The 26399-nt window shown below is 49.6% G+C and carries 28 protein-coding genes; 6 read left to right on the top strand and 22 right to left on the bottom strand.

Annotated elements, in window-relative coordinates:
• Window positions 1-19: 19 nt before the first annotated feature.
• The 4 genes from I2H39_RS26660 to I2H39_RS26645 form a co-directional block, all read right to left on the bottom strand.
• Window positions 20-1099, bottom strand: coding sequence for a TRAP transporter substrate-binding protein (locus tag I2H39_RS26660; protein WP_138310366.1), 1080 nt, complete (start codon window positions 1097-1099; stop codon window positions 20-22).
• Window positions 1100-1129: 30 nt separating this feature from the next.
• Window positions 1130-1954, bottom strand: coding sequence for a sugar phosphate isomerase/epimerase family protein (locus I2H39_RS26655; protein WP_138310367.1), 825 nt, complete (start codon window positions 1952-1954; stop codon window positions 1130-1132).
• A 9-nt stretch (window positions 1955-1963) separates the two neighbouring features.
• Window positions 1964-2467, bottom strand: coding sequence for a ribose 5-phosphate isomerase B (gene rpiB, locus I2H39_RS26650; protein ID WP_138310368.1), 504 nt, complete (start codon window positions 2465-2467; stop codon window positions 1964-1966).
• Between the two features lie 108 nt (window positions 2468-2575).
• On the bottom strand, window positions 2576-3583 hold the full coding sequence (locus I2H39_RS26645) for a LacI family DNA-binding transcriptional regulator (RefSeq protein WP_138310369.1): 1008 nt from the start codon (window positions 3581-3583) through the stop codon (window positions 2576-2578).
• A gap of 330 nt (window positions 3584-3913) precedes the next feature.
• Between I2H39_RS26645 and I2H39_RS26640 the strand changes: the two genes are divergently transcribed.
• From I2H39_RS26640 to I2H39_RS26630, 3 genes are all read left to right on the top strand, one after another.
• A complete protein-coding gene (locus tag I2H39_RS26640; protein WP_138310370.1) occupies window positions 3914-4597 on the top strand; it encodes a GntR family transcriptional regulator in 684 nt (227 codons plus the stop codon).
• A gap of 116 nt (window positions 4598-4713) precedes the next feature.
• Window positions 4714-5520 (top strand): BtpA/SgcQ family protein, encoded by an 807-nt coding sequence (locus I2H39_RS26635; protein ID WP_138310371.1) that lies wholly within the window; start codon window positions 4714-4716, stop codon window positions 5518-5520.
• A complete protein-coding gene (locus I2H39_RS26630) occupies window positions 5520-5966 on the top strand; it encodes a DUF1097 domain-containing protein (protein WP_178332043.1) in 447 nt (148 codons plus the stop codon). The genes I2H39_RS26635 and I2H39_RS26630 overlap by 1 nt, the downstream gene beginning before the upstream one ends.
• 96 nt (window positions 5967-6062) lie before the next feature.
• Here the strand turns inward: I2H39_RS26630 and I2H39_RS26625 are convergent, their stop codons facing one another.
• The 6 genes from I2H39_RS26625 to I2H39_RS26600 form a co-directional block, all read right to left on the bottom strand.
• Window positions 6063-7076, bottom strand: coding sequence for a LacI family DNA-binding transcriptional regulator (locus tag I2H39_RS26625; protein ID WP_138310372.1), 1014 nt, complete (start codon window positions 7074-7076; stop codon window positions 6063-6065).
• A 137-nt stretch (window positions 7077-7213) separates the two neighbouring features.
• Window positions 7214-8146: a cysteine synthase A gene (gene cysK, locus I2H39_RS26620; protein WP_138310373.1), complete on the bottom strand. Its 933-nt coding sequence runs from the start codon at window positions 8144-8146 to the stop codon at window positions 7214-7216.
• Between the two features lie 160 nt (window positions 8147-8306).
• The gene (locus I2H39_RS26615) at window positions 8307-9314 is read right to left on the bottom strand and encodes a GH25 family lysozyme (RefSeq protein ID WP_330640688.1); all 1008 of its coding nucleotides are present in this window, start codon (window positions 9312-9314) and stop codon (window positions 8307-8309) included.
• A gap of 125 nt (window positions 9315-9439) precedes the next feature.
• Entirely contained in the window at window positions 9440-9916 is a 477-nt protein-coding gene (locus tag I2H39_RS26610) for an SAM-dependent methyltransferase (RefSeq protein ID WP_138310374.1), read from the bottom strand.
• A 26-nt stretch (window positions 9917-9942) separates the two neighbouring features.
• Window positions 9943-10794 carry a MerR family transcriptional regulator gene (locus tag I2H39_RS26605; RefSeq protein ID WP_138310375.1) on the bottom strand — a complete coding sequence of 284 codons (852 nt, stop codon included), beginning with the start codon at window positions 10792-10794 and terminating at the stop codon, window positions 9943-9945.
• 99 nt (window positions 10795-10893) lie between these two features.
• Window positions 10894-11523 carry a nucleoside recognition protein gene (locus tag I2H39_RS26600; protein WP_195627946.1) on the bottom strand — a complete coding sequence of 210 codons (630 nt, stop codon included), beginning with the start codon at window positions 11521-11523 and terminating at the stop codon, window positions 10894-10896.
• Between the two features lie 370 nt (window positions 11524-11893).
• Here I2H39_RS26600 and I2H39_RS26595 point away from each other — a divergent pair, with 370 nt between their 5' ends.
• Together I2H39_RS26595 and I2H39_RS26590 are read left to right on the top strand one after the other, a co-directional pair.
• Window positions 11894-13318 carry a cell wall-binding protein gene (locus I2H39_RS26595; RefSeq protein ID WP_171042689.1) on the top strand — a complete coding sequence of 475 codons (1425 nt, stop codon included), beginning with the start codon at window positions 11894-11896 and terminating at the stop codon, window positions 13316-13318.
• Between the two features lie 166 nt (window positions 13319-13484).
• Complete coding sequence (locus I2H39_RS26590; protein WP_138310377.1) at window positions 13485-14168, top strand: YitT family protein; 684 nt, start codon at window positions 13485-13487, stop codon at window positions 14166-14168.
• A 25-nt stretch (window positions 14169-14193) separates the two neighbouring features.
• On the opposite strand, the gene I2H39_RS26585 is transcribed toward I2H39_RS26590, so the two are convergent.
• The 12 genes from I2H39_RS26585 to I2H39_RS26530 all read right to left on the bottom strand — a co-directional run bounded on the left by I2H39_RS26585 (window position 14194) and on the right by I2H39_RS26530 (window position 25814).
• On the bottom strand, window positions 14194-15063 hold the full coding sequence (locus tag I2H39_RS26585; RefSeq protein ID WP_240305244.1) for a MerR family transcriptional regulator: 870 nt from the start codon (window positions 15061-15063) through the stop codon (window positions 14194-14196).
• A gap of 227 nt (window positions 15064-15290) precedes the next feature.
• Window positions 15291-16424, bottom strand: coding sequence for a nitronate monooxygenase family protein (locus tag I2H39_RS26580; RefSeq protein ID WP_138310379.1), 1134 nt, complete (start codon window positions 16422-16424; stop codon window positions 15291-15293).
• The gene (locus I2H39_RS26575) at window positions 16424-18148 is read right to left on the bottom strand and encodes an acetyl-CoA carboxylase carboxyltransferase subunit alpha (protein WP_138310380.1); all 1725 of its coding nucleotides are present in this window, start codon (window positions 18146-18148) and stop codon (window positions 16424-16426) included. Before I2H39_RS26575 ends, I2H39_RS26580 begins: the two co-directional genes overlap by 1 nt.
• 37 nt (window positions 18149-18185) lie before the next feature.
• A complete protein-coding gene (locus tag I2H39_RS26570; RefSeq protein ID WP_138310381.1) occupies window positions 18186-19538 on the bottom strand; it encodes an acetyl-CoA carboxylase biotin carboxylase subunit in 1353 nt (450 codons plus the stop codon).
• 20 nt (window positions 19539-19558) lie between these two features.
• Window positions 19559-19984, bottom strand: a complete 426-nt coding sequence (fabZ, locus tag I2H39_RS26565) for a 3-hydroxyacyl-ACP dehydratase FabZ (protein ID WP_002594172.1) — start codon at window positions 19982-19984, stop codon at window positions 19559-19561.
• 27 nt (window positions 19985-20011) lie between these two features.
• On the bottom strand, window positions 20012-20515 hold the full coding sequence (gene accB, locus I2H39_RS26560; protein WP_138310382.1) for an acetyl-CoA carboxylase biotin carboxyl carrier protein: 504 nt from the start codon (window positions 20513-20515) through the stop codon (window positions 20012-20014).
• A gap of 16 nt (window positions 20516-20531) precedes the next feature.
• Window positions 20532-21770, bottom strand: coding sequence for a beta-ketoacyl-ACP synthase II (gene fabF / locus I2H39_RS26555; protein WP_138310383.1), 1239 nt, complete (start codon window positions 21768-21770; stop codon window positions 20532-20534).
• Between the two features lie 52 nt (window positions 21771-21822).
• Window positions 21823-22563 carry a 3-oxoacyl-[acyl-carrier-protein] reductase gene (gene fabG / locus I2H39_RS26550; RefSeq protein WP_195627944.1) on the bottom strand — a complete coding sequence of 247 codons (741 nt, stop codon included), beginning with the start codon at window positions 22561-22563 and terminating at the stop codon, window positions 21823-21825.
• 17 nt (window positions 22564-22580) lie between these two features.
• Window positions 22581-23504 (bottom strand): ACP S-malonyltransferase, encoded by a 924-nt coding sequence (gene fabD, locus I2H39_RS26545; protein WP_195627943.1) that lies wholly within the window; start codon window positions 23502-23504, stop codon window positions 22581-22583.
• Between the two features lie 38 nt (window positions 23505-23542).
• Window positions 23543-24469, bottom strand: a complete 927-nt coding sequence (fabK, locus tag I2H39_RS26540; protein ID WP_138310386.1) for an enoyl-[acyl-carrier-protein] reductase FabK — start codon at window positions 24467-24469, stop codon at window positions 23543-23545.
• A 98-nt stretch (window positions 24470-24567) separates the two neighbouring features.
• Entirely contained in the window at window positions 24568-24801 is a 234-nt protein-coding gene (gene acpP / locus I2H39_RS26535; protein ID WP_002584550.1) for an acyl carrier protein, read from the bottom strand.
• 50 nt (window positions 24802-24851) lie between these two features.
• Window positions 24852-25814 (bottom strand): beta-ketoacyl-ACP synthase III, encoded by a 963-nt coding sequence (locus I2H39_RS26530; protein ID WP_138310387.1) that lies wholly within the window; start codon window positions 25812-25814, stop codon window positions 24852-24854.
• 272 nt (window positions 25815-26086) lie between these two features.
• Between I2H39_RS26530 and I2H39_RS26525 the strand changes: the two genes are divergently transcribed.
• Window positions 26087-26350: an AbrB/MazE/SpoVT family DNA-binding domain-containing protein gene (locus I2H39_RS26525; RefSeq protein ID WP_002565794.1), complete on the top strand. Its 264-nt coding sequence runs from the start codon at window positions 26087-26089 to the stop codon at window positions 26348-26350.
• The last annotated feature ends 49 nt before the right edge of the window (window positions 26351-26399 follow it).

Here is a 26399-nt window from a genome sequence, read left to right as displayed (position 1 = left end):
TCCGGCTCTTGCCCAGGTGCTACTTTAATTCCATTATCTTTTTTGCAATATCCTGTACCCATGGCTCCATCTGACTTAAATACTTTTCCCGCACAGGGGCAATGGTTTGATGAATGGCATCTACATCAATATCAATCATTTCCACGCCCTGTGTCTTTAAATATTCAATATCATCTTTATTAATCTGATTTGCCACTGTATTTAACTCTGTCAGACAATCTGCCATGCATTCATCCAAAACAGCCTTATACTCATCCGGTAATTTCTCATACAAAGGCTTTGAAATCACTAAATACATAGGAGAGGCGAAAATCTTGGGTTCGGCCATATATTTTACGTGGTCATAAAAATTCATGGTACGCACACTTGTGGGAACATGGTCCAACCCGTCCACTACTCCCAGCTGCAGACCGCTGTACAACTCAGACCAGGCGGTTGTGGTGGAGTTACATCCCAATGCCTGGAAGGTATCAACCAGAACCGGAGAACCCATGACGCGGATTTTCTGACCCTGAAAATCTGCTACGGTCCTGATTGGTTCCTTGGTGAACAGCATGCGGAAATAATCCTGGTAATAGCCAACTGCTATAATATTGTTATCTAATGCCTGCTTCTTAAGCGGCTCCATGATTTCATCATCGTTCATAGCCTCTTTCAGAGCTTCGTCACTGGCAAATATCCCCGGCAGGTTAATCACTTCAAAAGACGGCACAAAGTTAGCTAGAAGGGTAACAGCGGCAAGGTTTCCGGCAATGGTTCCCATCTGCATTCCTTCAATTACTTCCTGTTCAGAGCCAAGTGTACCTGAATGATAGATTTCAATTTTAAACTTTCCATTGGTCTTGTCAGCCACCTCTTTGGCCATATTTTCAGCGGCAATATTCATAAAATTATCCGGCGACTGGGTATGGGATATTTTCCATGTGATTTCAGGGAGGTCCTCCGAAGCCTGACTTCCTGCTTCTGATTGCTGCTCCTGATTTGTGGTCTGTTCTTTTCCGGCAGACGTGCTATTGGAACTTCCCCCGCATCCGGCCATTAACGATGAACCTAACACTACCGACATAATGATACTGACTGCTCTTTTCATCCTCTTCATTTTTCCTTCTCCTTATATAGTTCTCAGCTTTTATCTTTTATTGTACTCTTCGATAAATGGTTTCAAATATTGTACGGATGCCTGGGCCATCTTATCGGGATTTTCTCCCGGAAGTATCTCCACCGATACCCACCCATCATAATCTGCCATCTTCAGAGCGTCAAAAACTCCTTCAAAATTTATGTGTCCCATTCCCGGCGCATACCGGTTGGAATCTGCAAGATGAACATAACGAATCCATTTGCTGTTCCTCATAAGGCTTTTTCCGATATCATCATCCTCAATGTTCATATGGAACACATCCGGCTGTAATCCGCAATTTTTTTTGCCTACCTGTTCCAGGATAGCCGCACCTTCATCAACACTGTTAATAAAGTTTATCTCATATCTGTTAACCGGTTCCAAAATCATTTCCACATTATACTGCCCTGCAATGTCGCATATCTCCCGCATTGTCTCTATGAACCGTTTTTCTGTCATCTGCCGTGATGTGTCTTTTGAAATGAACCCCCTGGCACGTCCGATATTTACCTTTCCCCCAAATTCAGAAGCCAGCTTAATCAAATCAGCAAATACCCCTATTGTCTCTCTGCGTACCCCGGGATTGGGGTGAGTGAAATACATTCCTCTCTCTGCAAATACCTGTCCTGTAGAAATGCAGCTTATCTCCATCCCATACATTTCCAGCCATCGCCTTAATTTGTCCCCGTTAATCTCAGATGCATCCTTAAGTGCCAGTTCCACGCCGTCATAGCCACATTCAGAAGCTTTTCTTATGGATTCCTCAAACCCCCTCCATACAACAAATGCGCTTTCCTTTGCCTCACTTCCCGCCACTGTAACCGCTATTTTCATACCAGCCTCCTATCTGTTTAAATCATGGAATATATCTTCCTGTAATGGAATGATTGGCTGACACAGATGTTCCTCAGCTTCCCCAATCAGTTCCAGGGAAATAGAATGCCGGCCGGCCTCGTACTCAGTATCCAGCCATGCATCCAGAATATCCAATGCTTCCAGCTCACCTATCACCTTCCCCCCAAGGCACAAAACATTTGAATCATTATGGGCTCTTGTCATCTTCGCCATATAGGTATCGGTGCACAACGATGCCCTAACCCCTTTAAACCGGTTGGCTAATATACTCATACCGATTCCGGTCGAACATATAAGTATTCCTCTGTCCGTTTCCCCCCTTGACACTGCGCCGGCAATTTTTGCTGCATAGTACGGATACCTTACTATTTCTTCAGTGCCGCTTCCTATATCTACATACGCAATCTCCCTTTTTTTCAGATGCTCCATGATTGATTGTTTTAATTTATATCCGCCATGGTCATTTCCAATATAAACCGGTTTCTGCAGCATTATAAATACCACCTTTCAACATATAAAATTTTTTCTTCCCCTTCCCTATAGCAGCATCCGCACACACCGGGCGGGGGTGAATCGTTTCATTTTGTACCTAAAAGATAATCATCTTACCATTCCAACACTTTCCCTGATAATAAGATGATTTTCTAATGTAATCCGTTTCGTTGTATCCATGCCTTCACTTCCGTTTATGCATGCATGCAGCATTTTCAAACATTCTGTCCCCATATTATATTTCGGTTGATGGACTGTGGTTAAGGCCGGATTTGACAGGTTGCTCATTTCAATATCATCATATCCAATAATTGAAACATCCTGGGGAATGCGATACCCCATGGTCTGCACTCCCTTCATTGCACCGATTGCCATCATATCATTGGCTGCAAAAATTGCAGTGGGAGGGTCAGGCAGGCTCATCAGCTGTTTCGCCAACCGGCATCCGCTTATCCAGCTGTAATTTCCGCTAACAACATATTCAGGCCTGTAGCGAAGCTTCCGTGATTCCAGGTAACGTTTATATGCATCCAGCCTGCACTGGCTGGAATAGGATTCCATCATGCCTGTAATCATGGCAATCTGCTTGTGCCCGTTCTGTCCCAGAAAATTCATTGCACAGATGACACCTTGCACATCATCTGCATTTACAACATGAAACTCATTTCTGATGTCAATACTGGCATCACCTAATACCAGCGATGTCCTCTCCTTCACATCAAGCAGTTCGCCATACTCCAGACGCGGCTTTAATAAGATAATCCCATCAACGCCTTTGGAAAGCAATGCTTTTATATATGCCCTTTCCTTTTCCGTATCCCTGTCATCGTTACATAGAAATACGGTCAGTCCTTCCCGTCTTGCTGCATCTTCAACACCCCTTGCCAATTCCGGATAATATGGATTGGTTATGCTGGGGATAATCAAGCCAATATTCTTAGTTGTCTTGGTCCTAAGGGCACTGGCGGTCATATTGTAATGAAAACCTACTTCCTTCATTGCATCATAGACCTTGCGTTTGTTGCCCGGCCTTACATTATTCTTGCCATTCAAAACATTGGATACGGTTCCCAGGGAGACTCCTGCAACCCTCGCAACATCTTTTATTGTTGCCATCTTCCTTTACCCCCGCATACTGTAATTTATATTTCCAAAATAAAACGTTTCATTTTATGGTCAAATTATATCAGCGTACACTGCATATGTCAATAATATTTGTGCAATATGTCGATGTGCATAGGTTTGTGAAGATTTTTTTTACTAATATGCACAACTTTTATCGTTTTTTAATGCAAATAAATGAAACGGTTCATTTTTCTCCCGGCGTACATCCTTTATTTCACCCCCTTGACTATATACATTTTAAGACACGCTCTAGTATTAAATGCTTTTATATGTTAGAATGACGAAAGAATATGCTTTACACGGAAAGGAACAGCAGCTGTTATGTCAGAAATCAAAGAACAAATTATTGAGTCAAAACCGTTGCGCGAGCAGGTTGCGGATATTGTCAGAGGTATGATTTTAAGGGGCGATTTAAAAGCAGGAGAGCAAATCAGTGAACGTACCATTGGCCAGATGCTTAATGTCAGCACCACCCCTGTAAAGGAAGCATTTCGTTCCCTGCAGGCTGAGGGCCTTATCTATACGCGCCCGCGCCGCGGCTCATTCGTATCCGAGATATCGATTGATAATATGCTGGAAATTGCTTTTATGAGAAGTTCATTGGAAGGCGTGGCCGCATATTATGCTGCTAAAAATGCCACTGACAGCCATTTAGCTGAAATGGGCAGGATATTGGATATGGTATATCCGTTGCTATCACTTAAAGATGAGAAGTCACTGGAAGAGATTCAGCAGTACAATATTTCTTTTCACTCAGTCATCCGCCAGACATGTAATAATAACTATCTTGTCCATCAGATAGAAACCCTGCGCACCATTGATTATAGTTTCCGCAAAGCAGCCCATATGAAATATATTGAAGAGCCAATCCCCGCCCACCAGGAGCATAAGGCTATACTTGAAGCAATTTCTTCTCACAATTCCTCGTTAAGCGAGAAGCTGATGGTTTCCCATATCCGCCGGGTAGCTCTGTTCGTTGCTGACTGTGCAAAAAAAATTCAATAATTAAAAAAATAATAAAACCTATTGACAAATCCATTTTATCGTGATAGTTTAATATTACACCATCTGATATACCAGATATCAGATATCACAAAACTATATAATATGGAGGTCAACACATGAAACGCAGCGATTTAGTAAACGTATTTGGTACAGAACATCCGGTATTAGGAATGATTCATCTTCCTCCGCTCCCAGGCTCTCCTTGTTACAGCGGTAATATGGATGATGTGATTGCCCATGCACTGCGGGATGCAGAAACTTTGTCCGGCAATGGGGTCACATCCATGATTATTGAGAATCTGGGAGACTATCCCTATTACCCGGAAACGACAGAGCCGGAAACAGTTGCGGCAATGACCAGGGTTGCACTGGAAATCCGCAAGCGTTATGATATGCCGCTGGGCATCAATATCCTGAGAAATTCATGGAAAGCAGCCATGGCTGTTGCCGCTGCTGCCGACTGCCAGTATATCCGGTTAAATGTCCTTACAGATGCCACTGTAACTGACCAGGGCCCAATCGTAGGAAAGGCTCATCTTTTAGCAAGATACCGTAAAAGTATTGATGCTGAAAATGTTATGATTTTCGCTGATATTTACTGCAAACATGGAGCACCCATGACTCCAAGAAGCCTGGATACCGTAGCAAAGGAAATGATTGGACGCGGCATGGCAGACGCTTTGATTGTAGATGGCGCAGACTCTTCCCAGCCCGCTCCAATGGAAAAAATCCAGGCAGTCCGCAACGCAGTTCCTGACACGCCAATATTCCTGGGCAGCGGAATGACAGTCAATACCACTGACTATCTGAAAGTTGCGGACGGCTGTGTGTTTGGATACGGAACAAAACCCAGCGGAGATATGAACGATCCTGTTGACGGACCAACCGTGAAGCAATTCATGGAGCAGGTAAAGCAGCTGTAATGACCTTGGTCCGGCGTTCATTCATACTATCCCTACTCTTTGGTATATGGGCATGGTTTGCTGAAACCACAGGGCTTGTCACTTGGGCAGGCGCAGCTGGCTGTACTACATATTTTGCCTGCTGCGGCTGCGGACAGGATGCACAGAAAGGTATCTGGTCTAATTTAAGCGGTATTTTCTGGGCGTCCTTGTCCCTGTGGCTGACTGACCAAAATGTGAATCCGTACCTGCTCATGACTATCTTTACCTTTATCATGTGCATACAGAGCATTCATCCCCGGCTGTCCTTTACCTCAGGTACCTTTATCGGATGCTTCTGTACATTTGCTGCTGACGGACCGTCCACAGCATTGATTCTTTCCCTGCTTATAGGCAACGGAATCGGACTTGCCAGTATATATTTGTCCGACCTGCATGCCGCGCATCAATACCGTTTGAACAACTGAATAGCTGAACAACCAGATAGAGGGTATGCCCAGAACCTTAATACCGGTTCCGGGCATACCCCCTCTTCATTTTAAAAATGATTCTGTTTATATGGTTCAGCGTTCATCTGCGTATGCCACACTTTCCCGCTCCACGACCCGGGTTTCTAACATAATGTGACGTTTGTCTTCCGGAATAGTTTCCCCGGCCAGAATCCGGCCAAGAAGCCTGAATGCAGTAACGCCAACCTCATATTTAGGTTGAAGGACCGTGGTCAGGGATGGGGTGCATAATTTACCCATTTCAATATCATCAATCCCCATAACGGATATGTCAGCAGGGACTCTGTATCCCATGGACTGAACTGCCTTCATTGCCCCTATGGCCATCATATCGTTGGCCGCCAATATAGCGGTCGGAACCGTATCCAGCCTGACAAACTCTTTAGCAATTGCGTATCCGCTCTTCCAGCTGTAATCCCCATAAGCTACATACTCAGAACGATAAGATATGTTTCGGGATTCCAGACTTTTTTCATATGCCTTCATTTTGCCAAACCCGGAAGGCGATTCCATAAGCCCGCTAATAAAAGCAATATTTCTATGTTTGTATTGAAAAAGTAAGTTCATGGCTTGGACCACCGCCATATATCCGTCTGTACTGACCGTCATGAGTTCCTGGTCACAGCGGTAATCCCAATCTTCTACAACAAGGGCAATATGGCTGTTCAGCCTGCGCAAGTCCTCCTGGCCGGATTTGGGTTTTAGCAGTATGATTCCATCTACTCCTTTACTCAGAAGAGCACCGATATAATTCCTTTCCTTTTCCTCGTCGCGGTCACTGTTGCAAAGAAATACGGTAAATCCTGCTTTTCTTGCTTCGTCCTCCACGCCCCTTGCCAGCTCAGGATAAAAGGGATTGACAATTGTAGGTATAATCAGCCCTATATTTTTTGTTGTCTTAGTCCGGAGTGCGCTGGCAGTCATATTATACTGGAATCCTAACTGGTCAACTGCCTTATATACCTTCTCTCTATTTTGCGGACGAACACTTTCCTTTCCATTAAGCACATTAGAAACCGTTCCGATGGAGACTTGGGCTACTCGTGCAACATCCTTTATTGTTACCATTTGGTTCCTCCCTGCAGTGAATGTAACGATTCATCATTTTCTCCCTCATGGTAACATCCTTTTTACATTCCGTCAACTTTGTTTTATACCAGATACTGGCAGAAGACAGGCTGACCCCGTTGAGACTCCTTCAACTCCTACTCCACAAACAACGCCGTGGAATAATACCTGTCCCCGCTGTCAGGCAGCAGCACAACTATGGTCTTTCCTTCATTTTCCGGCCGCTTTGCCACTTCTATGGCAGCATACAGGGCAGCTCCCGATGAAATTCCTGTCAGTAGACCCTCTGTCCGGGCCAGCATCTTTGCTGCGGCAAAGGGAGCCTCATTGTCCACGGTTATGATTTCATCATATATATGGGTGTCCAGCACCTTGGGAATAAATCCTGCCCCAATTCCCTGAATCTTATGGGGGCCGGCACTTCCTCCTGAAAGAACCGGTGATGTGGACGGCTCCACGGCTATGACCTTAATACCAGGATTCTTTTCCTTCAAATATGTACCGGTGCCCGTAAGAGTGCCTCCTGTTCCCACGGATGCCACGAATATATCTACCTGCCCGTCCGTATCCTCCCAGATTTCCGGCCCCGTGCTCTCCATATGGGCTTTGGGGTTCACCGGGTTGTCAAACTGCCCTGGTATGAAGCTGTCCGGTATCTCCCTTGCCAGCTCCTCCGCTTTTTCAATGGCCCCGCTCATTCCCTTCTCACCAGGTGTAAGGACGATTTCAGCTCCATATGCCTTCAGTATATTGCGGCGCTCCACGCTCATGGTATCCGGCATGGTCAGTATCATCCTGTAGCCCTTGACCGCCGATACCGCGGCCAGACCGATGCCTGTGTTGCCTGATGTGGGCTCAATGATGACGGAGCCTGGCTTCAGTCTGCCGGTGCGTTCCGCATCTTCAATCATGGCCTTTCCGACTCTGTCCTTAACGCTCCCGGCCGGATTAAAGTATTCCAGCTTCACAAGAAGACGCGCCTTCAGCTGCTCCTTCTTCTCGATGTTGGTCACCTCCACCAATGGGGTGCTGCCTACAAGTTCAATGGCTCCCTTGTAAATCTTAGACATAGCTTCCACCGTTCCCACACAGGCGTGCAGGGCCTTTCTTTTTTATTCATAGTTAATCAGTAGGTTTTCTAGGATTATATGACCGAAGCTGCTATTTGTCAAGTATTTTATGTTGTGTTACTTCCACCAGGAATTATAAACCGGCCTGGACTGAAGCTTTTCAGCTTATGGGCTCCGCCATAACGCCGTTTGAATCAAAGGTATAGGACACCCCGTCAATATCCATGGTTGTATCATGAATCATGGCTCCATTGGGGTCAAGATAATACCAGGCTCCATCCACCTGCACCCAACCTGTCTGCTTCACATATCCCTTCATATAATACCATCTGCCGTCCACATGCTTCCAACTATCGGCAGGAATCAGAGCGCTGTAATCCGTAAATGCCAGCTCGATGGTTACATTGCCGTTGATGCCGTCCACTGTACCTGTATCGGTACACTGCCATATGGTCCGGTTGGGATAACTGTTGACAGTCCCGTACCTGGCATACCATATATCGTAGGGAATCTGGCTGGTATCCATGTTCCTGGTCAGCCATTCATTGTTTCCGTATACCACGGGATGATATCCCGCATCGGATATAGTCCTGCAGAATGCATTTACATTGTCCGTAATCTGCTGCCTGGTGAGCCCGTTATCAAGAAGATGCTGGGATTCCACATCATAGGCAATGGGATAGGATATGGGAAAATCCTTAATTACCTTCAGCACGAAATTGGCCTCGTCAATGGCAGTCTCCACGTCCAGGGCCTGGGTATAGAAAAATACTCCGGTCTGAATGCCGTTGGCAAACGCCTCTGTAACGTTCCTGTCAAAATAGGGGTCTTTATCCTTGTAATACCCCACCCGTATCATGGCAAATGACACGCCGTCCGCCGCTGCCCTGGACCAGTCTATGCCGTTCTCATTGGCCCGGTTCTGGTACTTGGTCACGGTGATTCCCTTTGCCAGCGCCCCTGCAATGGGCGCCCCTGATGCATCTGTATACTGCCCGTTCTCCAGTGTCCAGGGCTGTGCTCCATAGGCTGCTGCCGGAGCGTACAGGGACATGGCCCCTATGATGGCTGCCGCCGTGCCTGCCGCCATACGTTTTCCTGTTTTTCCTAATTTCCCCTTACTGATTCTGCTCCTGCTGCTGCGTTCCGGCGTTCCCAATATCCTCATCTCATCCACCTCATACTCTCAGATTTCATATGAATCCATGATTCCATATTAACCCATATATCTTCTTTATTTTAGCACAAAGGAATTGTCATCTTGTTGAGGTTTTCTTAATCTTTCCTTTCAACTTAAAAATCAAATTCATTTTCCCAGTCAAACTCCCCTGACTCCTCCAGGCACTGGGGCCAGTGGCTGCACCAATCCGGCACCCCGGGATGTTCCACCCGGTCCAGGCTGGGGGTATATGGCTTTAAATCCAGTACAGGACTTCCCTGCCGGGCATCTGCATACGCAATGCGGACAATGCCGGCGTCATGGTCCAGGCAGAGAATCTGTGCAACGGTCAGGGCAATGGGATTGGGCCTCTGGGGAGAGCGGGTCGCAAATGTGCCCATTATATCCGGTGAATGCTTATAGGGGTGTTCCACCTCCAGTATACTCCGGCTCTCCTCATCGTCGCAGCCGTCAAACCACCAGAGGATGTCTGTATGGCTAAAGCCCTCCAGGTTCTTAAGAGCCGGGATGAATTCCGGAAGTACTTTTATAAACATGCCCTCCCCATCCATTTCCATGGTGCCAATCTGCTTTACTGTAAATTGATTCATGCTGAAACCTCCTTTATTTGATGGCTTCAGTCTAAACCCTCACACGGTGTCAGAGTCAATACTCTTTGCACCGGCGTCTGTACTTCCGTAAGAAAATTCCGGGAATCGGATTCATTGTAGGCACCTATATGGCAAATCTGGCGGCTTGGGCCGGCCATCTCATACTGGCCATGCTCCTCCAGCCAGCAGGCAAAGGCGTGATAGGATGTCCCAATATTCTTATACGGGCCGTAAACCATAATACAGGCCATCTCCTCCACCGGTTCAGTTTCCCTGTAGCAGAATCCCCCCTTATCCTGTCCCCTTTTTTCCGCCATGACTCCCACCTCAATGTCCACCCCGTCTCCCGCCTGTTCCTCATTGTGATAAATAGCCAGGTTGTTAACGCCAGGGGCCAGCTCTGCCTGTTCCTCCTCCACAAATGCATAAAGCCGTTCCCACAGATTCCCTTCGCAGAAATGGTCTGCCACGGTTTCCCTCAGGGATAAAATCAGATGGCTGGGAACAGACTTCATGGTCACGTTATAATGTGTCTCAATGGTGTTCTCCATAAAATCCCTCATGGCAGTCTCTATCTTGCGGATGCGCTGCTGTTCCAGCCGGATTGTATCTGAAAGCTGCCTCTTTTTATCCTCCAGATACCCTATCACATCCCCGCTCTCCCAGCATTCCAGCACTTCCCTGATTTCCGTCACATTAAAATCCATGTCCCTGAGCAGGCATATTTTCTGCAGGGCCGGTATCTGGTCCGTGGTATACATCCGGTATCCTGTAAACCTATCAATAGCAGCAGGCTTTAAAAGTCCCGCCTCATCATAGTAACGCAGCATCCTTACCGACACCCTGGTAAGCTTTGAAAACCCGCCAATCCGGAACATAAAGCCGCCTCCCTTTATCTGATGTATTCAATATACACTTTAGTATAACGGTTCTTTAAGCATACTTCAATACTCGGTATGCTCCATTATGATGTATCTCTACCGGTCCATGACCCTGCAGAATATCACCGCAACCACAGTGCTGATAAAGGTGGCCGCCAGGGCAGGACCCACAATGGCAGTGGGATTCACGCTCCCGTACTGGCTCCGGTATGCAATCATATTCATGGGTATGAGCTGCAATGAGGATATATTGATAATGAGAAACGTACACATCTCATTGCTGGCAGTTCCCTCCTGCCTGGCTGCACTGCCCTTTCCCGCTGCACCGCCCTCAGCCGCACCTGACTGCCTGCGTCCCTCCTCCACCTTTTTCAGTTCCTCCATTGCCTTTAGACCGGCTGGTGTCGCAGCCCATCCAAGGCCAAGTATATTTGCAATCATGTTGACGCTTATCTGTTTCCTGGCCTCGCCGTCCGGGTCCAGCCTTGGAAAGAGAAAGGTGAGTACAGGTCCCATTCTTTTTGCCAGCTGGTCCACCAGCCCGGAACGGTGCCCTATTTCCAGTACCCCGGTCCACAGGGTCATGACACCCAGCATGGTGATGCAGAGCGTCACCGCCTCTTTTGATGCCTGGATTGCCCCGTCGGTCACAGCCGTCATCTGGCCGTGAAGCGCCCCCCAAAGTATTCCTGTCAATGTCATTCCCGCCCATAGATAATTCAGCATGTTTTCCCGCCTGTTTCATGGCATTCTTATTCCATTTTATTCCCGGCCCTGTAGAATATACCCATTCTGACCCTTGTCTGAAAATCCAATCCCGCCGGCTTTTCTGCCCAATCCTTCCCAAATATTCATAATTGCCCCTTCTCTGTAAGAATTATTACACTGGCTTGCGTAAAATTTACAGTTCATTACGTTTACATAACTTCTATTGACCCTGGAGCAGCTCCATAGTATATTCTCACCATGTCAGTGATGACAACGTGCGGCGCCGGCCAGTACACCGGCGAAACGGCAGCCGCATCCCCGAAAGAATATTGAGATAAAAAATATGAAAATGAATGGACTGATTGACAGACTGAAAGGAGACATGATTATGAAGAGACAGACAAAATGGTTCCTGATTCCATGTGCAGCCATGGCCCTGACCCTGGGCAGTGCGCTGGTATCATTTGCAGCTACCGGATGGGCCGAGGAAAATGGCGAATGGGTCTATTATAACAACGACGGGAGCAAGGCTGCCGATGTATTTAAGAAATCCGGCAACAACTGGTTTTATCTGGATTCCGACGGAATCATGGCAAAGAGCCGGCTGATTGAGGATGATGACAATTACTTTTATGTCAACTCAGCCGGGGCAATGGTCACCAACCAGTGGCGCTCCATTGAAAATGAGGACGCGGGCTCTGATGAGCCGGATGAGTGGTGGTACTATTTCCAATCCAACGGCAAGGCCGTTAAAAAATCCGGCAGCAGTGACAATGTAAAGTTCGTCACCCTTCCCACCTCCACCGGACAGGCCAAGTTTACCTTTGACGACGAAGGGCACATGCTTTACGGATGGATTGACGAGAGCGGGGAAATGCTTACCGATGATGACGCCTGGAAAAGCGGCATGTACTATTGCAGCGATAACGGGGACGGACGCATGGCCACCGGATGGAAATACATCACGGCTGTCAATGACGAGGATGATGACAGGGACGGCGACGGCTACTGGTTCTATTTCTCCACCAACGGCAAAAAAACAGCGGACACTGATTCCAAAAAAATCAACGGCCGCAAATACCGCTTTGATGAAAACGGCGCAGCCCACTTTGAGTGGTATAACAATCCCGGTACCGCATCTTCCTCTACGGTGAACAAATACTATAACACAGAGGAGGAGTGCTGGATGTCCACCGGCTGGTTCAAAACAGTTCCCAGCGAGGACGTGGACCCGGAGGCCCACGATGACGGAGAAGCCCACTGGTTCTATGCAGAATCAAACGGTGACCTTGTAACAGCCCAAATCAAAAAAATCAACGGACAGTATTATGGTTTTGATGTAAACGGCAAAATGCTTCGGGGCCTTTACCGCATTGAATTTGAGGAGAACGGAAAGACCATTAAGTCTGCGGAGGAAATTGAGGACGCGGATGAGATTCCGGACGAGGATGAAGAGGGCGTATTCGTATACTACTTTAGTGATTCCCCTAAGGAAGGCGCCATGAAGACCGGCACCATGACCATGGAAATCGACGGCGATACGTATTATTACAGCTTTGAGAAATCCGGCAGCAGAAAGGGAGCCGGAACAGACGGCATTGACAATGACTCCATCTATGTAAAGGGCAGAAGGCTGGAGGCCGAGGAGGGCACCAAATACCAGCCCGTGACCTATAAGGATGAAACTTACCTCATCAGCACATCCGGTAAACTGGTCAAGAACAAGAAGAACGTAAAGGATTCCGACGATGTATACTACAAGACAGACAGCAAGGGCAGAATCGTGGATTCCGGTACGGAAAAGCTGGACTAGGGGGTTTTTGGATAAAGTCCCCTCTTGACAGCCCCCGGGGTACATAAGGTATACTGGTACTGCAACGTAACAGGGCGGCCCGGAATCCATCGGATTCCCGGACCGCCCCTAACCGGTTTTATAACCCATTTCGTTTTACAACCATATACAGAAAGGACGTTTTATTATGAAGCAGCTGAAGAAGCTGGCCTGCCGCACTGTACAGGAATTATCCGTAACCTTTCCTCCAAGGACTGTGTTATCCATTATTCTCGGTACAGCCATTACCACCTTTGGTATCTACAATATCCACCAGCAGGCGGATATAACGGAGGGAGGTATCCTGGGATTGATTCTGCTTTTCAATTTCTGGCTGGGCATGTCATCTTCCATACTGTCACCTGTACTGGATGCCTTAAGCTATGCCCTTGGGTTCCGTTTCCTGGGCAAGGAATTTCTCAAGACTTCCATCTTTGCAACTATATGTATGGCCGGATTTTTCCGGCTCTGGGAACTGTTTCCGCCGGTGCTTCCAAGCCTGGCCGGCTATCCTCTCCTGGCTGCCCTGGCAGGCGGATGCTTTATCGGTACGGGCTGCGGCCTGGTGGTCCGCCAGGGAGCTTCCTGCGCCGGGGACGATGCCCTGGCCCTGGTTATATCCAAGGTCACGGGCTGCCGTATATCCAGGGCATACCTGCTGACGGACGTGTCCGTGCTGGTGCTGTCCCTGTCCTATATACCGGCAGGACGTATCGTATATTCACTTATAACAGTAACCGTATCATCCTTCCTGATTGACTTCATACAGAACTTCGGTGTTCAAAAGGAGGATGAGGACAGCGATAAAGAGACACTGGCTGACAACGGATAGGGATGGGCCGGAAAGCCCTGCCCTGTTATACCGGTGAAGCAATCCTCTTAAAGGGCATATAAATTTCCAGACAGTACGTAGTCCTGTCCTTTGCAAAAAAGGACGTCATATCATTGGCATATACGCGTTCCGCGGGCTCCAGTCCATGCTTATGTGCCCACTGGACCATCCTGTGAATCATATCAAAATCCGGAAGGGTATACTCTGACTCAATGATGGTATAAATACATTCCACCTCATCCGTCATGGTATACAGACTCCGGTCAAACTCTTCACCCAGCCCCTTCTCCAGTCCCTCATAGAGCAGGAGCTGGGTTCCCTTTTCCTCCAAGTCCTGTCCCGTGTAAGTGAGGACATTATAAAAATAAGCCATATCCAGCCCCGGAATGGTGGAGGACAGCTTGAACCACCTTCTCAGTCCCTCCTGCAGGCCGGAACAGTTGGCCATCACATATGCTCTGGGGAAATTCCTGATGGAATACCTTCCTATGCATTCCTCTATACGGTTTATATCCTTTTCCACCAGCTTAAGCCTCATAATTGCCTGGCTGTGCCGCCTGAGAGCCTCCTCCTCCTCGGCCATGCGCTGACGGACATGCTGTCTCATGGCGGATGTGGAGTTCTGCCCGCTCATAAGGCCCCCTATCTCCTCCAGGCTGGTATTCATCTTTCTGTGATAAAGTATGTACATCAATCTGTAGATATCATCCTCTGAATAATATCTGTATCCATTTTCCTTTTTATCCGCACGGATAATTCCCTTTTTCTCATAAAAACGCAGGGCATCCCTGCTCATGCCCACCATCTGGGCAACGTCACCAATGAGATACCCCCCTTGTTTCTCTGCCAACGCTTTTTCCATCTTCGCACCCTCTGTTTCATTCAGTTTTTTCATAGATATATTTTAAGACCTTCCCTTTTGAGGGTCAATGGCCAGGTGGAAAATGAAAGAGAACCGTAATAAAAATGACAGATGAAAGTGCTGTGGAATGTCTCTGGATATCCGATGGTGGATAATGTGGATAACTTGTGGATATCTTTGTTAATTATCTGGGGATAAGGATTGCTTCTTTGCTGCCTCCATTGGGAATTTATTGCAAAATAAGGAAAAAAGAGCCGGCACTAAGCCAGCTCTCCTGTTAATTCCTTCATGACGTTATCCACAGTATCGATTGTTTCAGCGCGGTAAGCATTACTTCCGCAGAATAACAGGCCATGGTCTGTATCCCCTTGCGCCGCATTGACCAATGCCATGGTAATGCAGTAGGGAATGGTCCTGATGTCGCAGTGCTCCAGGCACTGGAAGCAGGACTTGATGGCCGGCCTGCTGCCTTCCTTTATCTGGCTCAGGAATGGATTTAAGATTGCCCTGCCCGGCATTCCCACGGGACTCTTGGTGATGACAATGTCTTCCTTTCCTGCCTTTATATAAGCCTGCTTATATGCATCCGAGGCATCGCACTCCTGCGTTGTCACAAACCGGGTTGCAACCTGGACCCCGTCAGCTCCCAGCTCAAGCTGGTGCATCACATCCTCATGGGTATAGATGCCGCCTGCCGTGACCACAGGAATATGCCTGCCGTACTTGGCTCCATATTCCTCAACCACCTTCATGACCGCCTTTACCTCCCGGTCATAGGCATCCTGGTCATAGGTGGCCGGCACATCTGCGGTATCCGCTCCATAGGCGGATATCTGGTCCAGCGAGAATCCCAGATGGCCTCCGGCCAGCGGTCCCTCCACCACAACCAGGTCAGGGGCAATGTGACATTTCCTGTCCCACATCTTGCAGATAACCATGGCTGATTTGGCGGATGATACAATAGGCGCCAGCTTAATCCTGCGGGCCGGCTTTTCCACCATCTCAGCATAGGCCGCTTCCACGTATTCAGGCAGGGACACCGGAAGCCCGGCTCCTGATATGATGATATCAGCGCCTGCCTTCACAGCCTCCTTTACCCACATATCATAGTGCTTGGTAGCTACCATGATGTTGAAACCAATCGCTCCCTGGGGGGCGATTTCCCTGGCCAGCTTCATCTCCCGGCGGATGGACCTTAGGTTTGCTTCCACGAAATTGGTGGTGAAATCCGGCTCCCTGAAACCAATCTGGGCAGCTGATATGATGCCCATGCCGCCGGCCTTTGCCACGGCTCCGGCCAGCCTGTGCAGGCTGATGCCCACGCCCATTCCTCCCTGGATGATTGGTTTTTCAACTACTAAATCCCCGATTACCAATGGTTTTAACTCACTCATTACATTCTCCTAAATCTCTGGTACCTGTGCTCCCTAAGCTCCTCATCGCTCATGGCGAGATACGTTTTAAAGAACTCTGCCATGGCGCTGTCCATATATTCAGCGAGACGGTAGAGATTGTCCGTGCATGCTGGTTCTTCCTCAGGCACGATACGTTCAATCAGCTGAAGCTGTAAAAGGTCCCTGGCCGTCACCTTCATGACCTTGGCGGCATCGGGCGCTTTTTTGCTGTCCTTATACAGGATGGAGGCAAAGCCCTCCGGCGAAAGGATGGAGTAGATGGCATTTTCCAGCATCCACACCTCGTCGGCCACAGCCATGGCCAGCGCTCCTCCGCTTCCGCCCTCTCCGATTACAATGGAGAGTACCGGCACTTTCAGGTCGGAAATCTCGAACAGGTTCCTGGCAATGGCCTCGCCCTGTCCCCTCTCCTCTGCCTCCAGCCCGCAGAAAGCTCCCGGCGTATCCACAAAGCAGATAACCGGACGCCCAAAGGTCTCTGCCTGCTTCATCAGACGCAGCGCCTTGCGGTAGCCGTCAGGGGACGGCATTCCGAAGTTGCGGGTGATATTGTCTTTGGTGTTCTTGCCCTTCTGCTGTCCGATGACCGTCACAGGCATGCCGTGGAACATGGCAACACCGCCCACAATGGCTCCGTCATCCTTAAAATACCGGTCCCCGTGAAATTCGATGAATTCATCAAACAGGGCGTTGATATAATCCGTGGCAACGGGACGGTCGGACTTTCTGGAGAGAAGAACCGTATCCCAGGCGGTTTTTCCACCTTCAGCCCCAGAATGGGCTGGTTTATCCACAAAGGTTCTGGATGTATCCACGGGATTCTTTAATTCTATATTCATTTTGTGGCTGCGGTGCATGTACAGAATCTGTCCAATGACCCGCTTCTGGTCCTTCCGTTCCACAATCTTATCCACAAAACCATGTTCCAGAAGGAATTCAGAACGCTGGAACCCTTCCGGCAGCTTCTGCCCAATGGTCTGCTCAATGACCCTGGGACCTGCAAATCCAATCAGGGCGTGAGGCTCTGCCAGGATGATGTCGCCCAGCATGGCAAAGCTGGCCGTGACGCCTCCTGTAGTGGGGTCTGTGAGCACGCTGATAAACAGCTGCCCTGCCTCATGATGACGCTTTAGGGCAGCGGAGGTCTTAGCCATCTGCATCAGGGATACAATGCCCTCCTGCATCCTGGCCCCGCCTGAGCAGGCAAAGAGAATGACCGGCAGTTTTTCCCTGGTGGCGCGTTCCACTGCATCGGTAATTTTCTCACCCACCACATGGCCCATGCTGCTCATGATGAAACGGGCATCGCAGACACCCACTACAGCCGGATTCCCCTCAATCCTGGCCTTACCCGTGACAATGGCCTCATTGAGGCGGCTCTTTTCCCTGGCAGCCAGAACCTTTTTCTCATAGCCCGGGAAGTTCAGGGGGTTGGAAAAAGGCATCTCTTTGTTCCACTCCTCAAAGGTTCCCTCATCCACAAGCATCTCGATACGGCGGTATGCATGAACACGGAAATAGCCGTTGCACTTGGGACATACGTAGTAATTGTTCTTTACGTCTTCCACATAGATTGGCTGCCCGCACTTGTTACATTTGCGCCATAATCCTTCCGGAATGACCGGTTCCTGGTCGGACCCGGCCTGCGGCTTATATTTCGTATCTATTTTTGTATACGTTTTTTTGAACATGTTCCGCAACATAGCAATTTCCTTTCATTCATAAACCCACAGAGCAAAATCACCGCACATAATCCGGGAAATGCTTCTCAATAAAGCTGGTATCTGTATCGCCCTGCTGGAATGCATCATTTTCCAGGATTTCGTACTGGAAATTGATATTTGTCTCGATTCCCTCGATGATTACCTCGCCCAGGGCGCTGCGCATCTTGGAGATAGCCGCCTCCCGGTCCTTATCATACACAATCAGCTTCATCAGCATGGAGTCGTAGTTTGCAGGCACCTTGTAATCATTGTAGATATGGGTATCCACACGTACCCCGTTGCCTCCGGGAATGTGCACATTGGTAATGCGTCCGGGACAGGGCATGAAATTCCTGGCCGGATTTTCGGCATTGATTCGGCACTCAATGGCATGGCCCTCAATCCTTACATCCTCCTGGCTGACGCTTAAAGGCTCCCCTGCCGCCACGCGGATTTGTTCCTTAATCAGGTCCATTCCCGTCACCATCTCAGTTACAGGGTGCTCCACCTGAATTCTGGTATTCATCTCCATGAAATAGAAATTTTTATCCTTATCCAGGAGGAATTCAATGGTTCCCGCGTTCTCATAGCCCACTGCCCTGGCTGCCTTTACAGCGGTGTCGCCCATGGCTTTGCGCAGATTGGGGGAAATCACATCACAGGGCGCTTCCTCCAGCACCTTCTGGTGACGTCTCTGGATGGAGCAGTCGCGCTCTCCCAGATGGACCACGTTGCCGTGCTTGTCGGCCATAATCTGGAATTCCACATGTCTTGGCTTTTCAATGTATTTCTCGATGTACATGGTGTCGTCGGAAAAGCCCTTCACAGACTCCATCTGGGCCGCATGAAAGAGCTCCGTAAAGTCCTCTGCGCTCCTGGAAATCCTCATGCCCTTGCCGCCGCCGCCGGATGATGCCTTAATCATCACCGGGAAGCCGATTTCTTTTGCCATGGCCAGACCGTCCGCAGCCGTATGGACCGGCTCCTTGCTGCCAGGCACCACTGGTACCCCTGCTTCCATCATGGTCTTTCGGGCTTCGGATTTATTGCCCATCTTATTGATGATTTCAGCGCTGGGCCCGATGAATGCAATATTGCACTCTGCGCACAGCTTGGCAAACCTGGCGTTCTCAGACAGGAAGCCGAATCCCGGATGGATGGCGTCCGCCTTCATGGCCACCGTGGCAGCCAGTATCCTCTCAATATTCAGATAACTATCCGTGGAGGCTGCTGGTCCGATACAGATGGCCTCGTCAGCCAGCATAGTGTGAAGGCAGTCCCTGTCAGCCTCGGAATATACGGCCACGGTCTGGATTCCCATCTCACGGCAGGCCCGGATGACGCGGACCGCAATCTCACCTCTATTGGCAATCAAAATCTTGTTAAACATCGGCATTCTCCCTCGATTCCCTAACCTACCATAAATGTCAGCTCTGCGCTCACCGCCAGCTTCCCGTCAACCGTTGCAGTGGCTTTGCCCACGCCTACCGGTCCCTTCTGCTTGATGATTTCACACTCCAGCTTAACCTTGTCGCCCGGCACTACCTTGCGCTTGAACTTTGCCTTTTCAATTCCGCCAAAGTAAGCCACCTTTCCCTTGAACCCTTCCTGGGACAGTATGGCAACCGCCCCTGTCTGGGCCAGGGCTTCAATCAGAAGCACCCCTGGCATGACCGGCTCCTGGGGAAAATGTCCCTTGAAAAAGGACTCATCATAGGTCACGCATTTGTATCCCACTGCGCGCACGCCCGGTTCCAGCTCCTCTATACAGTCCACCAGCAGGAAAGGATGCCTGTGCGGTATGATTTCCTGGATTTCTTTTACTCCCATCAACATATCCTTAAATCCCTCCGTCTTTTGATGTTACTTGATTCGGAACAACGGCTGGCCGTATTCCACTACTTCCTCGTTGTTCACAAGGACAGCCTCCACTATGCCGTCGTATTCGCTTTCAATCTCGTTCATCAGCTTCATGGCCTCGATGATTCCCAGTACCTGGCCCTTTTTCACGGTATCTCCCGCCTGTACAAAGGGTGCTGCATCCGGTGAGGAGGCATTGTAAAAGGTTCCCACTAAGGGGGAGGCAACTACCTTGTCTGAACCGATATCAGCGCGGTCAGCCGTGTCCTGGGCTGCCTGAGGCATTACCATACCCTGGGGCATCATGGACGGGCCTGCCAGGCCGTTCTGCACAGCCGCCATCTGCACAGCTGCCGCATCGGCGGACGGGGCGCTTACCGTCACAATCTGAGGCATCTCTTTTTCACGCTTCAGGGAAAGCTTAAGCTCCCCTTCCTTTAACTCCAGGCTGGTAAGCCCATTGTCGGAAACTGCCTGCATCAATTTTATGATTTCATCTACGTTCATAGCTCATGGCCTCCTATTATTCGCTGAACTTCTTCACAATCAGGCTGGCATTGTGTCCGCCAAATCCCAGGGAATTGCTGATGGCCACATCCACGTTCATGGATACGCCGTCGCCCATGGTGTAATCCAGGTCGCAGCCCTCTCCCGGTGTCTTCAGTCCTACCGTGGCATGGATAAATCCGTCCTGGATGGACTTCACACAGGTGATGAACTCCACGCCGCCCGCTGCTCCCAGGAGATGGCCAATCATGGACTTGGTGGAGTTAATCTTCACCTTTCCTGCATGGTCCCCTAAAGCCAGCTTGATGGCCTTTGTCTCAAATAAATCGTTGTGATGGGTGCTGGTGCCGTGGGCGTTGACATAATCAATATCCTCTGCCTCAATGCCTGCGTCCTTCATGGCATTCTCCATGGCGCGGGCAGCCCCGCTTCCGTCCTCTGCCGGGGAGGTAATATGGAATGCGTCGCAGGTAGCGCCGTATCCCACCACCTCAGCCAGGATATTGGCTCCTCTGGCCTTTGCGTGTTCCAGGGACTCCAGCACTACCACGCCGGCTCCCTCGCCCATAACAAAGCCATTTCTGTCCTCATCAAAGGGAATGGATGCCCTGGAAGCGTCATCTGTGGTATTCAGGGCTGTAAGGGATGTAAATCCTGCGATGCCGATTGGTGTAATGCTGGCCTCTGCTCCGCCGGCCACCATCACATCCGCCTCGCCGTACTGGATGGAACGGAATGCTTCACCGATGGAATGGGTTCCGGTTGCGCATGCAGTTACCACGTTGAAGCATTTTCCCTTAAGTCCGAACTGGATGGCAACATTGCCTGCCGCCATGTTGCTTATCATGAGGGGCACCAGAAGGGGATTCACGCGGCTGGGTCCCTTCTCATTCAGCTTCTTCACATCCTTTTCCATGGCCTGGAGGGATCCGATGCCGGAACCCACGCACACGCCTACGCGGTAGGGGTCCTCTTTCTCCATATCAATACCGGACTGCTCCAGGGCTTCCTTGGAGGCAGCCACTGCAAACTGTGAAAATGCTTCCATACGGCGGGCTGCCTTGGCATCCATGTACTGCTTTGGGTCAAATCCCTTTACCTCAGCAGCCAGCTTGCACTTATAGTCGGTTGTATCAAAATACGTAATGGGTCCGATTCCAACTGTCTTATCCTTAAGTCCCTGCCAGAAGCTCTCCACATCATTTCCAATGGGAGTAATGGCACCCATACCGGTTACTACTACTCTTGTTTTCATACTAATCTCACTCCTGTTCTTTTACAGCCTGGATACATGGTTCCAGGTCATCCTACATGGCCATTCCGCCGTCCACACTCAGTACCTGGCCTGTGATATATCCTGCCTTATCGGAAGCCAGGAAGGCAACTGTCTGCGCAATGTCTTCTGTGCTTCCGAAATGTTTCATTGGAATCTGCTCCGCAGCAGCTGCCTTTACGCTGTCGCTGAGAACATCGGTCATCTCCGTGGTAATGAAACCAGGAGCCACTGCATTCACCGTGATGCCCCTGCTGGCCAGCTCCCTGGCAGCTGATTTGGTGATGCCGATGACGCCGGCCTTGGCCGCGCAGTAATTGGCCTGGCCTGCATTGCCCAGAACCCCTGATACGGAGGAGATGTTGATGATTCTTCCTGCCTTCTGTTTTAACATCTGGCGGGAAATATGTTTGATGCAGTTAAATACGCCCTTCAGATTGGTATTGATGACAGCGTCGAAATCTTCCTCTGACATCTTCATGAGCAGGTTGTCCCTGGTGATTCCTGCATTGTTCACCAGGATATCCAGGCGGCCATATCTGGAAACCACGTCCGCCATCATCCTGCCGCAGCTCTCAAAATCAGAAACATTGCACTGAACTGCCTCTGCCCTGCCTCCTGCTGCTTCGATTTCCTTCACAACTTCCTCTGCCTTTGCCGCAGAGCCATTATAATTCACGATTACGGCTGCGCCTTCCCGGCCCAGGGTAAGGGCAATCTGGCGGCCGATTCCGCGGCTTGCGCCTGTTACCAGTGCAATCTTTCCTTCCAGCATATAGTCTCTCCTCCTGATTATGATTTAAGTGCTTCCACTACTTTACCCATATCTTCCAACGTTTCCACATTAAAGGTCTTTACGTCCCGGCTTATTTTTCTTATGAAACCGGCCAGGGTCTTACCCGGACCAATCTCGATGAAGGTGTCCACGCCGTCCGCAATCATGGCCTCCACGCTCTGCTGCCATCTGACAGAGGATGAAACCTGCCTTGTGAGCAGCTCCTTTACCTCTCCCGCATTCTTTACATACTGTGCCGTCACATTGGCCACATAGGGAATCTGCGGCTCATGAATCTCCACCTGGGAAAGGACCTGGCCCAGCTTTTCCCCTGCGGCTGCCAGCATACCGGAATGGAAGGGTCCGCTTACATTTAACATCACCGTTCTCTTTGCTCCGGCTGCCTTCAGCTTCTCACACGCTTCCTCCACGGCTGCCTTCTCACCGGAAATTACAATCTGTCCCGGACAGTTATAATTGGCAATCCACACGCCTTCCATGGCTCCTGTCACTTCCTCAATGGCTGCAGCGTCCAGGGCCAGAATGGCTGCCATGGCGCCCTGTCCCACAGGTACGGCCTCCTGCATAAATATTCCCCTCTGGCGGACTGTGCGGATGGCATCCTCGTCACTCATGACTCCGGCCGCTGCCAGGGCGCAGTATTCGCCAAGGCTGAGTCCCGCCGCCACATCCGGCCTGATTCCATTTTCCTCCAGCACGCGCATCATAGCGATGCTGGCGGTTACCATGGCGGCCTGGGTGTATTCCGTGATATCCAGCCTGTCATTTTCCTCAAAGCACAGCTCCGGCATGGAAAAGCCCATTAACTCCGTTGCCTTGTCAAAGATTCTTTTTCCGGTCTCAGTCTGCTCGTAGAAATCCTTACCCATTCCGCAGGCCTGGGCTCCCTGTCCCGGGAAAATAAATGCAATCTTGCTCATACCTGTAATCTCCTTATCCTGAATCCTGTCCCAATCCTCTAGTTCCAGCCCATCAGCTTTCCTGCCTGGGCCATGATTTCCTCAATCATCTCCTTGCAGGTCTGCTCCTTGGATATCATGCCTGCAATCTGTCCGGCCATAACGGTTCCGCCGTTCACATCGCCCTCCATGACTGCCTTGCGCAGGGTTCCCAGAGTCAGGTACTCCAGCTCCTCAAAGGACCGGCCTTCCTGCTCCAGTTTGATATACTCTCTGGTCATCTGGTTCCTGAGTCCCCTCACTGGATGGCCGTGGCTGCGTCCTGTAACCGTGGAATCAATGTCCTTGGCCTTGATAACGCGCTGCTTATAATTTTCATGTACAATGGATTCTTTGGCTACCACGAACCTGGTTCCCATCTGGACTGCCTCAGCGCCCAGCATGAAGGCTGCCGCCATCCCTCTTCCGTCTCCGATACCGCCTGCCGCGATAACCGGGATGGATACAGCGTCCGCTACCTGGGGCACCAGTGTCATGGTGGTCTGCTCTCCTATATGGCCGCCGGACTCCATTCCCTCAGCAACCACTGCATCCGCGCCGTATTTCTCCATGCGGCGGGCCAGGGCCACGCTGGCAACCACGGGAATCACCTTGATGCCCGCTGCCTTCCACATATCCATATATTTTTCGGGATTTCCGGCACCGGTGGTAACCACCTTAATGCCTTCCTCCACAACCACCTTTGCCACATCCTCCGCATGAGGGCTCAGCAGCATGACATTGACGCCAAAAGGCTTATCTGTCAGCTCCCTGGCCTTGCGGATTTCGTCCCGCACCACTTCTCCCGGTGCGTTGGCTCCGCCAATCAGTCCGAAACCGCCTGCCTCGGATACGGCTGCCGCCAGGTTGTGTTCTGCTACCCAGGCCATGCCGCCCTGAATAATAGGATATTCAATTCCTAACATTTCTGTAATTCTTGTTTTCATTGTTCTACCTCCAGTTCTACATTTCCTGGGCTCTCCCCTATTAAAGTAACAGCGTGCTTCAATTCATCCACACGCCGTTGTCAAACCCTATCTGCTATTTAAGCCTCTACGCCCTTGCCTTTTAAGTAGTTCATAACCTCGCCCACCGTTGTCAGCTGCTCTAAGTCCTCAGCAGGAATCTCTACGGAGTACTCATCCTCCAGGGCCATAACCAGTTCAAACAGGTCTAAGGAATCAGCGCCTAAATCTTCTTTGAAGGAAGAAGCCTCTGTAACGGTATCTGCCTCTACGCTTAACTGCTCTGCAATAATTTCTTTCATCTTCTCTAACATGATTGTTGTTCTCCTTTTACATTTTCTTGATTTATATTTTAATTTTATTTTTACCACTCTATAAGGGCTGCACCCCAGGTAAGGCCCGCGCCGAATCCTGACAGCACCACTTTGTCTCCGGCTGCCAGCATACCCTTCCGGTTCATCTCATCCAGCAGAACAGGAACCGATGCCCCTGATGTATTGCCGTAGTGTTCCATGTTAACCGGGAAACGGTCCACATTTACCTTCAGCCGCTTTGCTATGGATTCAATGATTCGGTAATTGGCCTGATGAATGGCGAAATACTTCACATCCTCCACGCCCACGCCGGTATCCTCCAGCACTTCAATTATGCACTGCGGTACCTTTTTCACCGCAAACTTAAATACCTCCTGGCCGTCCATGGTCATATATCCAAGCTCCGGCTTCTTCCCCATAAGGAAATTCCCGTTGGTCCTGGAACCGCAGGTCAGTACCCCGCCTTTTGTTCCGTCCGAGTGCATGTTCATTCCCAGGATTCCGGTCACATCCGCCTTTACCACCACTGCCCCTGCGCCGTCTCCAAACAATACGCAGGTTCCCCGGTCCGTCCAGTCAATCAGCTTGCTTAACACATCCGCGCCAATCACAAGGGCCGTCTTATAGATGCCGCTGCTTAAGAATGCATGGGCTGTGTTCAGTGCGTATACAAAACCGGTACAGGCCGCGCTTATATCAAAGCAGGCCGCATTTACCGCACCTATCCTGCCCTGTACCTCGCATGCCCCATTGGGGAAACAGAAATCCGGTGAAGAGGTAGCCAGCAGTATAAGGTCGATTTCCTCAGGCTTTACACCTGCATTCTCCAGGGCGTTGACTGAAGCTTCAGCCGCCATATAGGAGGTGCTTTCGCTGGTGGCAATCCTTCTGGCCCCTATCCCTGTGCGGCTGCGAATCCACTCATCATTGGTCTCCACAATCTTTGCAAGGTCGTCATTGGTCACAATCTGCTCCGGTACATATGAACCGGTTCCTATGATTCTTGTTGTCATTCTACTTACCCGTCCCGAATCCATCAGCAATCAGCGGACTCATGCCTTCCTTCTTTTGCTTGCTCAGAGGAAATACTTTGAACATCAAAGTAATACTACAGGAAAGATAAGTATTTGTCAAGAAATATTTTTTGTCGCTTTTTGTTAACTTTACTGTTCTCTGACATTTCTTACCAATTCTGACATTTACATATATTGACTTTGCTCCCTGAATTTGGTAAGTTAAACTTGTACAAATGGGGCGAATACAATTTAACAAGGGGGTATTAACCATGAAAACCACAGGTGTTATCCGTAAATTGGATGAACTCGGCAGAATCACCCTTCCCATCGAATTAAGAAGAAGCCTTGATTTGGATGTGAAAGATGGTCTTGAAATCACGGTCCAGGATGACTGCATTATCCTGAAAAAGGCAGAATGTGCCGACATATTCACCGGAAGCACTGACGACCTGCTGGAATACGAAGGCAAGAAAGTATCCCGTCAGTCCGTTGTTGCTCTGGCTAAATTGGCCGGCCTTAATGTCACCGAGTAATCAAAACATGTACATAGAGAGAACCTGCGGCTCCTTCTCAATATCAGAA

The organism is Clostridium sp. 1001283B150225_161107_B6, from assembly GCF_015556325.1.
Taxonomy (GTDB): domain Bacteria; phylum Bacillota; class Clostridia; order Lachnospirales; family Lachnospiraceae; genus Enterocloster.
Note: the sequence above shows the minus strand (reverse complement) of the source record. Positions and strands in the feature narration are given on the sequence as shown.

Bases quoted from the DNA above. Each gene is read 5' to 3' on its own strand.
- acpP (WP_002584550.1), bottom strand. From the start codon at position 24,801: ATGTTAGAGAAGATGAAAGAAATTATTGCAGAGCAGTTAAGCGTAGAG.
- I2H39_RS26635 (WP_138310371.1), top strand. From the start codon at position 4,714: ATGAAACGCAGCGATTTAGTAAACGTATTTGGTACAGAACATCCGGTA.
- fabF (WP_138310383.1), bottom strand. From the start codon at position 21,770: ATGAAAACAAGAGTAGTAGTAACCGGTATGGGTGCCATTACTCCCATT.
- I2H39_RS26645 (WP_138310369.1), bottom strand. From the start codon at position 3,583: ATGGCAACAATAAAAGATGTTGCGAGGGTTGCAGGAGTCTCCCTGGGA.
- I2H39_RS26660 (WP_138310366.1), bottom strand. From the start codon at position 1,099: ATGAAGAGGATGAAAAGAGCAGTCAGTATCATTATGTCGGTAGTGTTA.
- cysK (WP_138310373.1), bottom strand. From the start codon at position 8,146: ATGTCTAAGATTTACAAGGGAGCCATTGAACTTGTAGGCAGCACCCCA.
- fabZ (WP_002594172.1), bottom strand. From the start codon at position 19,984: ATGTTGATGGGAGTAAAAGAAATCCAGGAAATCATACCGCACAGGCAT.
- I2H39_RS26585 (WP_240305244.1), bottom strand. From the start codon at position 15,063: ATGAAAAAACTGAATGAAACAGAGGGTGCGAAGATGGAAAAAGCGTTG.
- I2H39_RS26610 (WP_138310374.1), bottom strand. From the start codon at position 9,916: ATGAATCAATTTACAGTAAAGCAGATTGGCACCATGGAAATGGATGGG.
- I2H39_RS26630 (WP_178332043.1), top strand. From the start codon at position 5,520: ATGACCTTGGTCCGGCGTTCATTCATACTATCCCTACTCTTTGGTATA.
- I2H39_RS26640 (WP_138310370.1), top strand. From the start codon at position 3,914: ATGTCAGAAATCAAAGAACAAATTATTGAGTCAAAACCGTTGCGCGAG.
- I2H39_RS26600 (WP_195627946.1), bottom strand. From the start codon at position 11,523: ATGCTGAATTATCTATGGGCGGGAATGACATTGACAGGAATACTTTGG.
- I2H39_RS26575 (WP_138310380.1), bottom strand. From the start codon at position 18,148: ATGTTGCGGAACATGTTCAAAAAAACGTATACAAAAATAGATACGAAA.
- rpiB (WP_138310368.1), bottom strand. From the start codon at position 2,467: ATGCTGCAGAAACCGGTTTATATTGGAAATGACCATGGCGGATATAAA.
- I2H39_RS26615 (WP_330640688.1), bottom strand. From the start codon at position 9,314: ATGAGGATATTGGGAACGCCGGAACGCAGCAGCAGGAGCAGAATCAGT.
- fabD (WP_195627943.1), bottom strand. From the start codon at position 23,504: ATGAGCAAGATTGCATTTATTTTCCCGGGACAGGGAGCCCAGGCCTGC.
- I2H39_RS26595 (WP_171042689.1), top strand. From the start codon at position 11,894: ATGAAGAGACAGACAAAATGGTTCCTGATTCCATGTGCAGCCATGGCC.
- I2H39_RS26525 (WP_002565794.1), top strand. From the start codon at position 26,087: ATGAAAACCACAGGTGTTATCCGTAAATTGGATGAACTCGGCAGAATC.
- fabG (WP_195627944.1), bottom strand. From the start codon at position 22,563: ATGCTGGAAGGAAAGATTGCACTGGTAACAGGCGCAAGCCGCGGAATC.
- I2H39_RS26570 (WP_138310381.1), bottom strand. From the start codon at position 19,538: ATGTTTAACAAGATTTTGATTGCCAATAGAGGTGAGATTGCGGTCCGC.
- I2H39_RS26625 (WP_138310372.1), bottom strand. From the start codon at position 7,076: ATGGTAACAATAAAGGATGTTGCACGAGTAGCCCAAGTCTCCATCGGA.
- I2H39_RS26605 (WP_138310375.1), bottom strand. From the start codon at position 10,794: ATGTTCCGGATTGGCGGGTTTTCAAAGCTTACCAGGGTGTCGGTAAGG.
- I2H39_RS26655 (WP_138310367.1), bottom strand. From the start codon at position 1,954: ATGAAAATAGCGGTTACAGTGGCGGGAAGTGAGGCAAAGGAAAGCGCA.
- I2H39_RS26590 (WP_138310377.1), top strand. From the start codon at position 13,485: ATGAAGCAGCTGAAGAAGCTGGCCTGCCGCACTGTACAGGAATTATCC.
- fabK (WP_138310386.1), bottom strand. From the start codon at position 24,469: ATGAAAACAAGAATTACAGAAATGTTAGGAATTGAATATCCTATTATT.
- accB (WP_138310382.1), bottom strand. From the start codon at position 20,515: ATGAACGTAGATGAAATCATAAAATTGATGCAGGCAGTTTCCGACAAT.
- I2H39_RS26530 (WP_138310387.1), bottom strand. From the start codon at position 25,814: ATGACAACAAGAATCATAGGAACCGGTTCATATGTACCGGAGCAGATT.
- I2H39_RS26580 (WP_138310379.1), bottom strand. From the start codon at position 16,424: ATGAGTGAGTTAAAACCATTGGTAATCGGGGATTTAGTAGTTGAAAAA.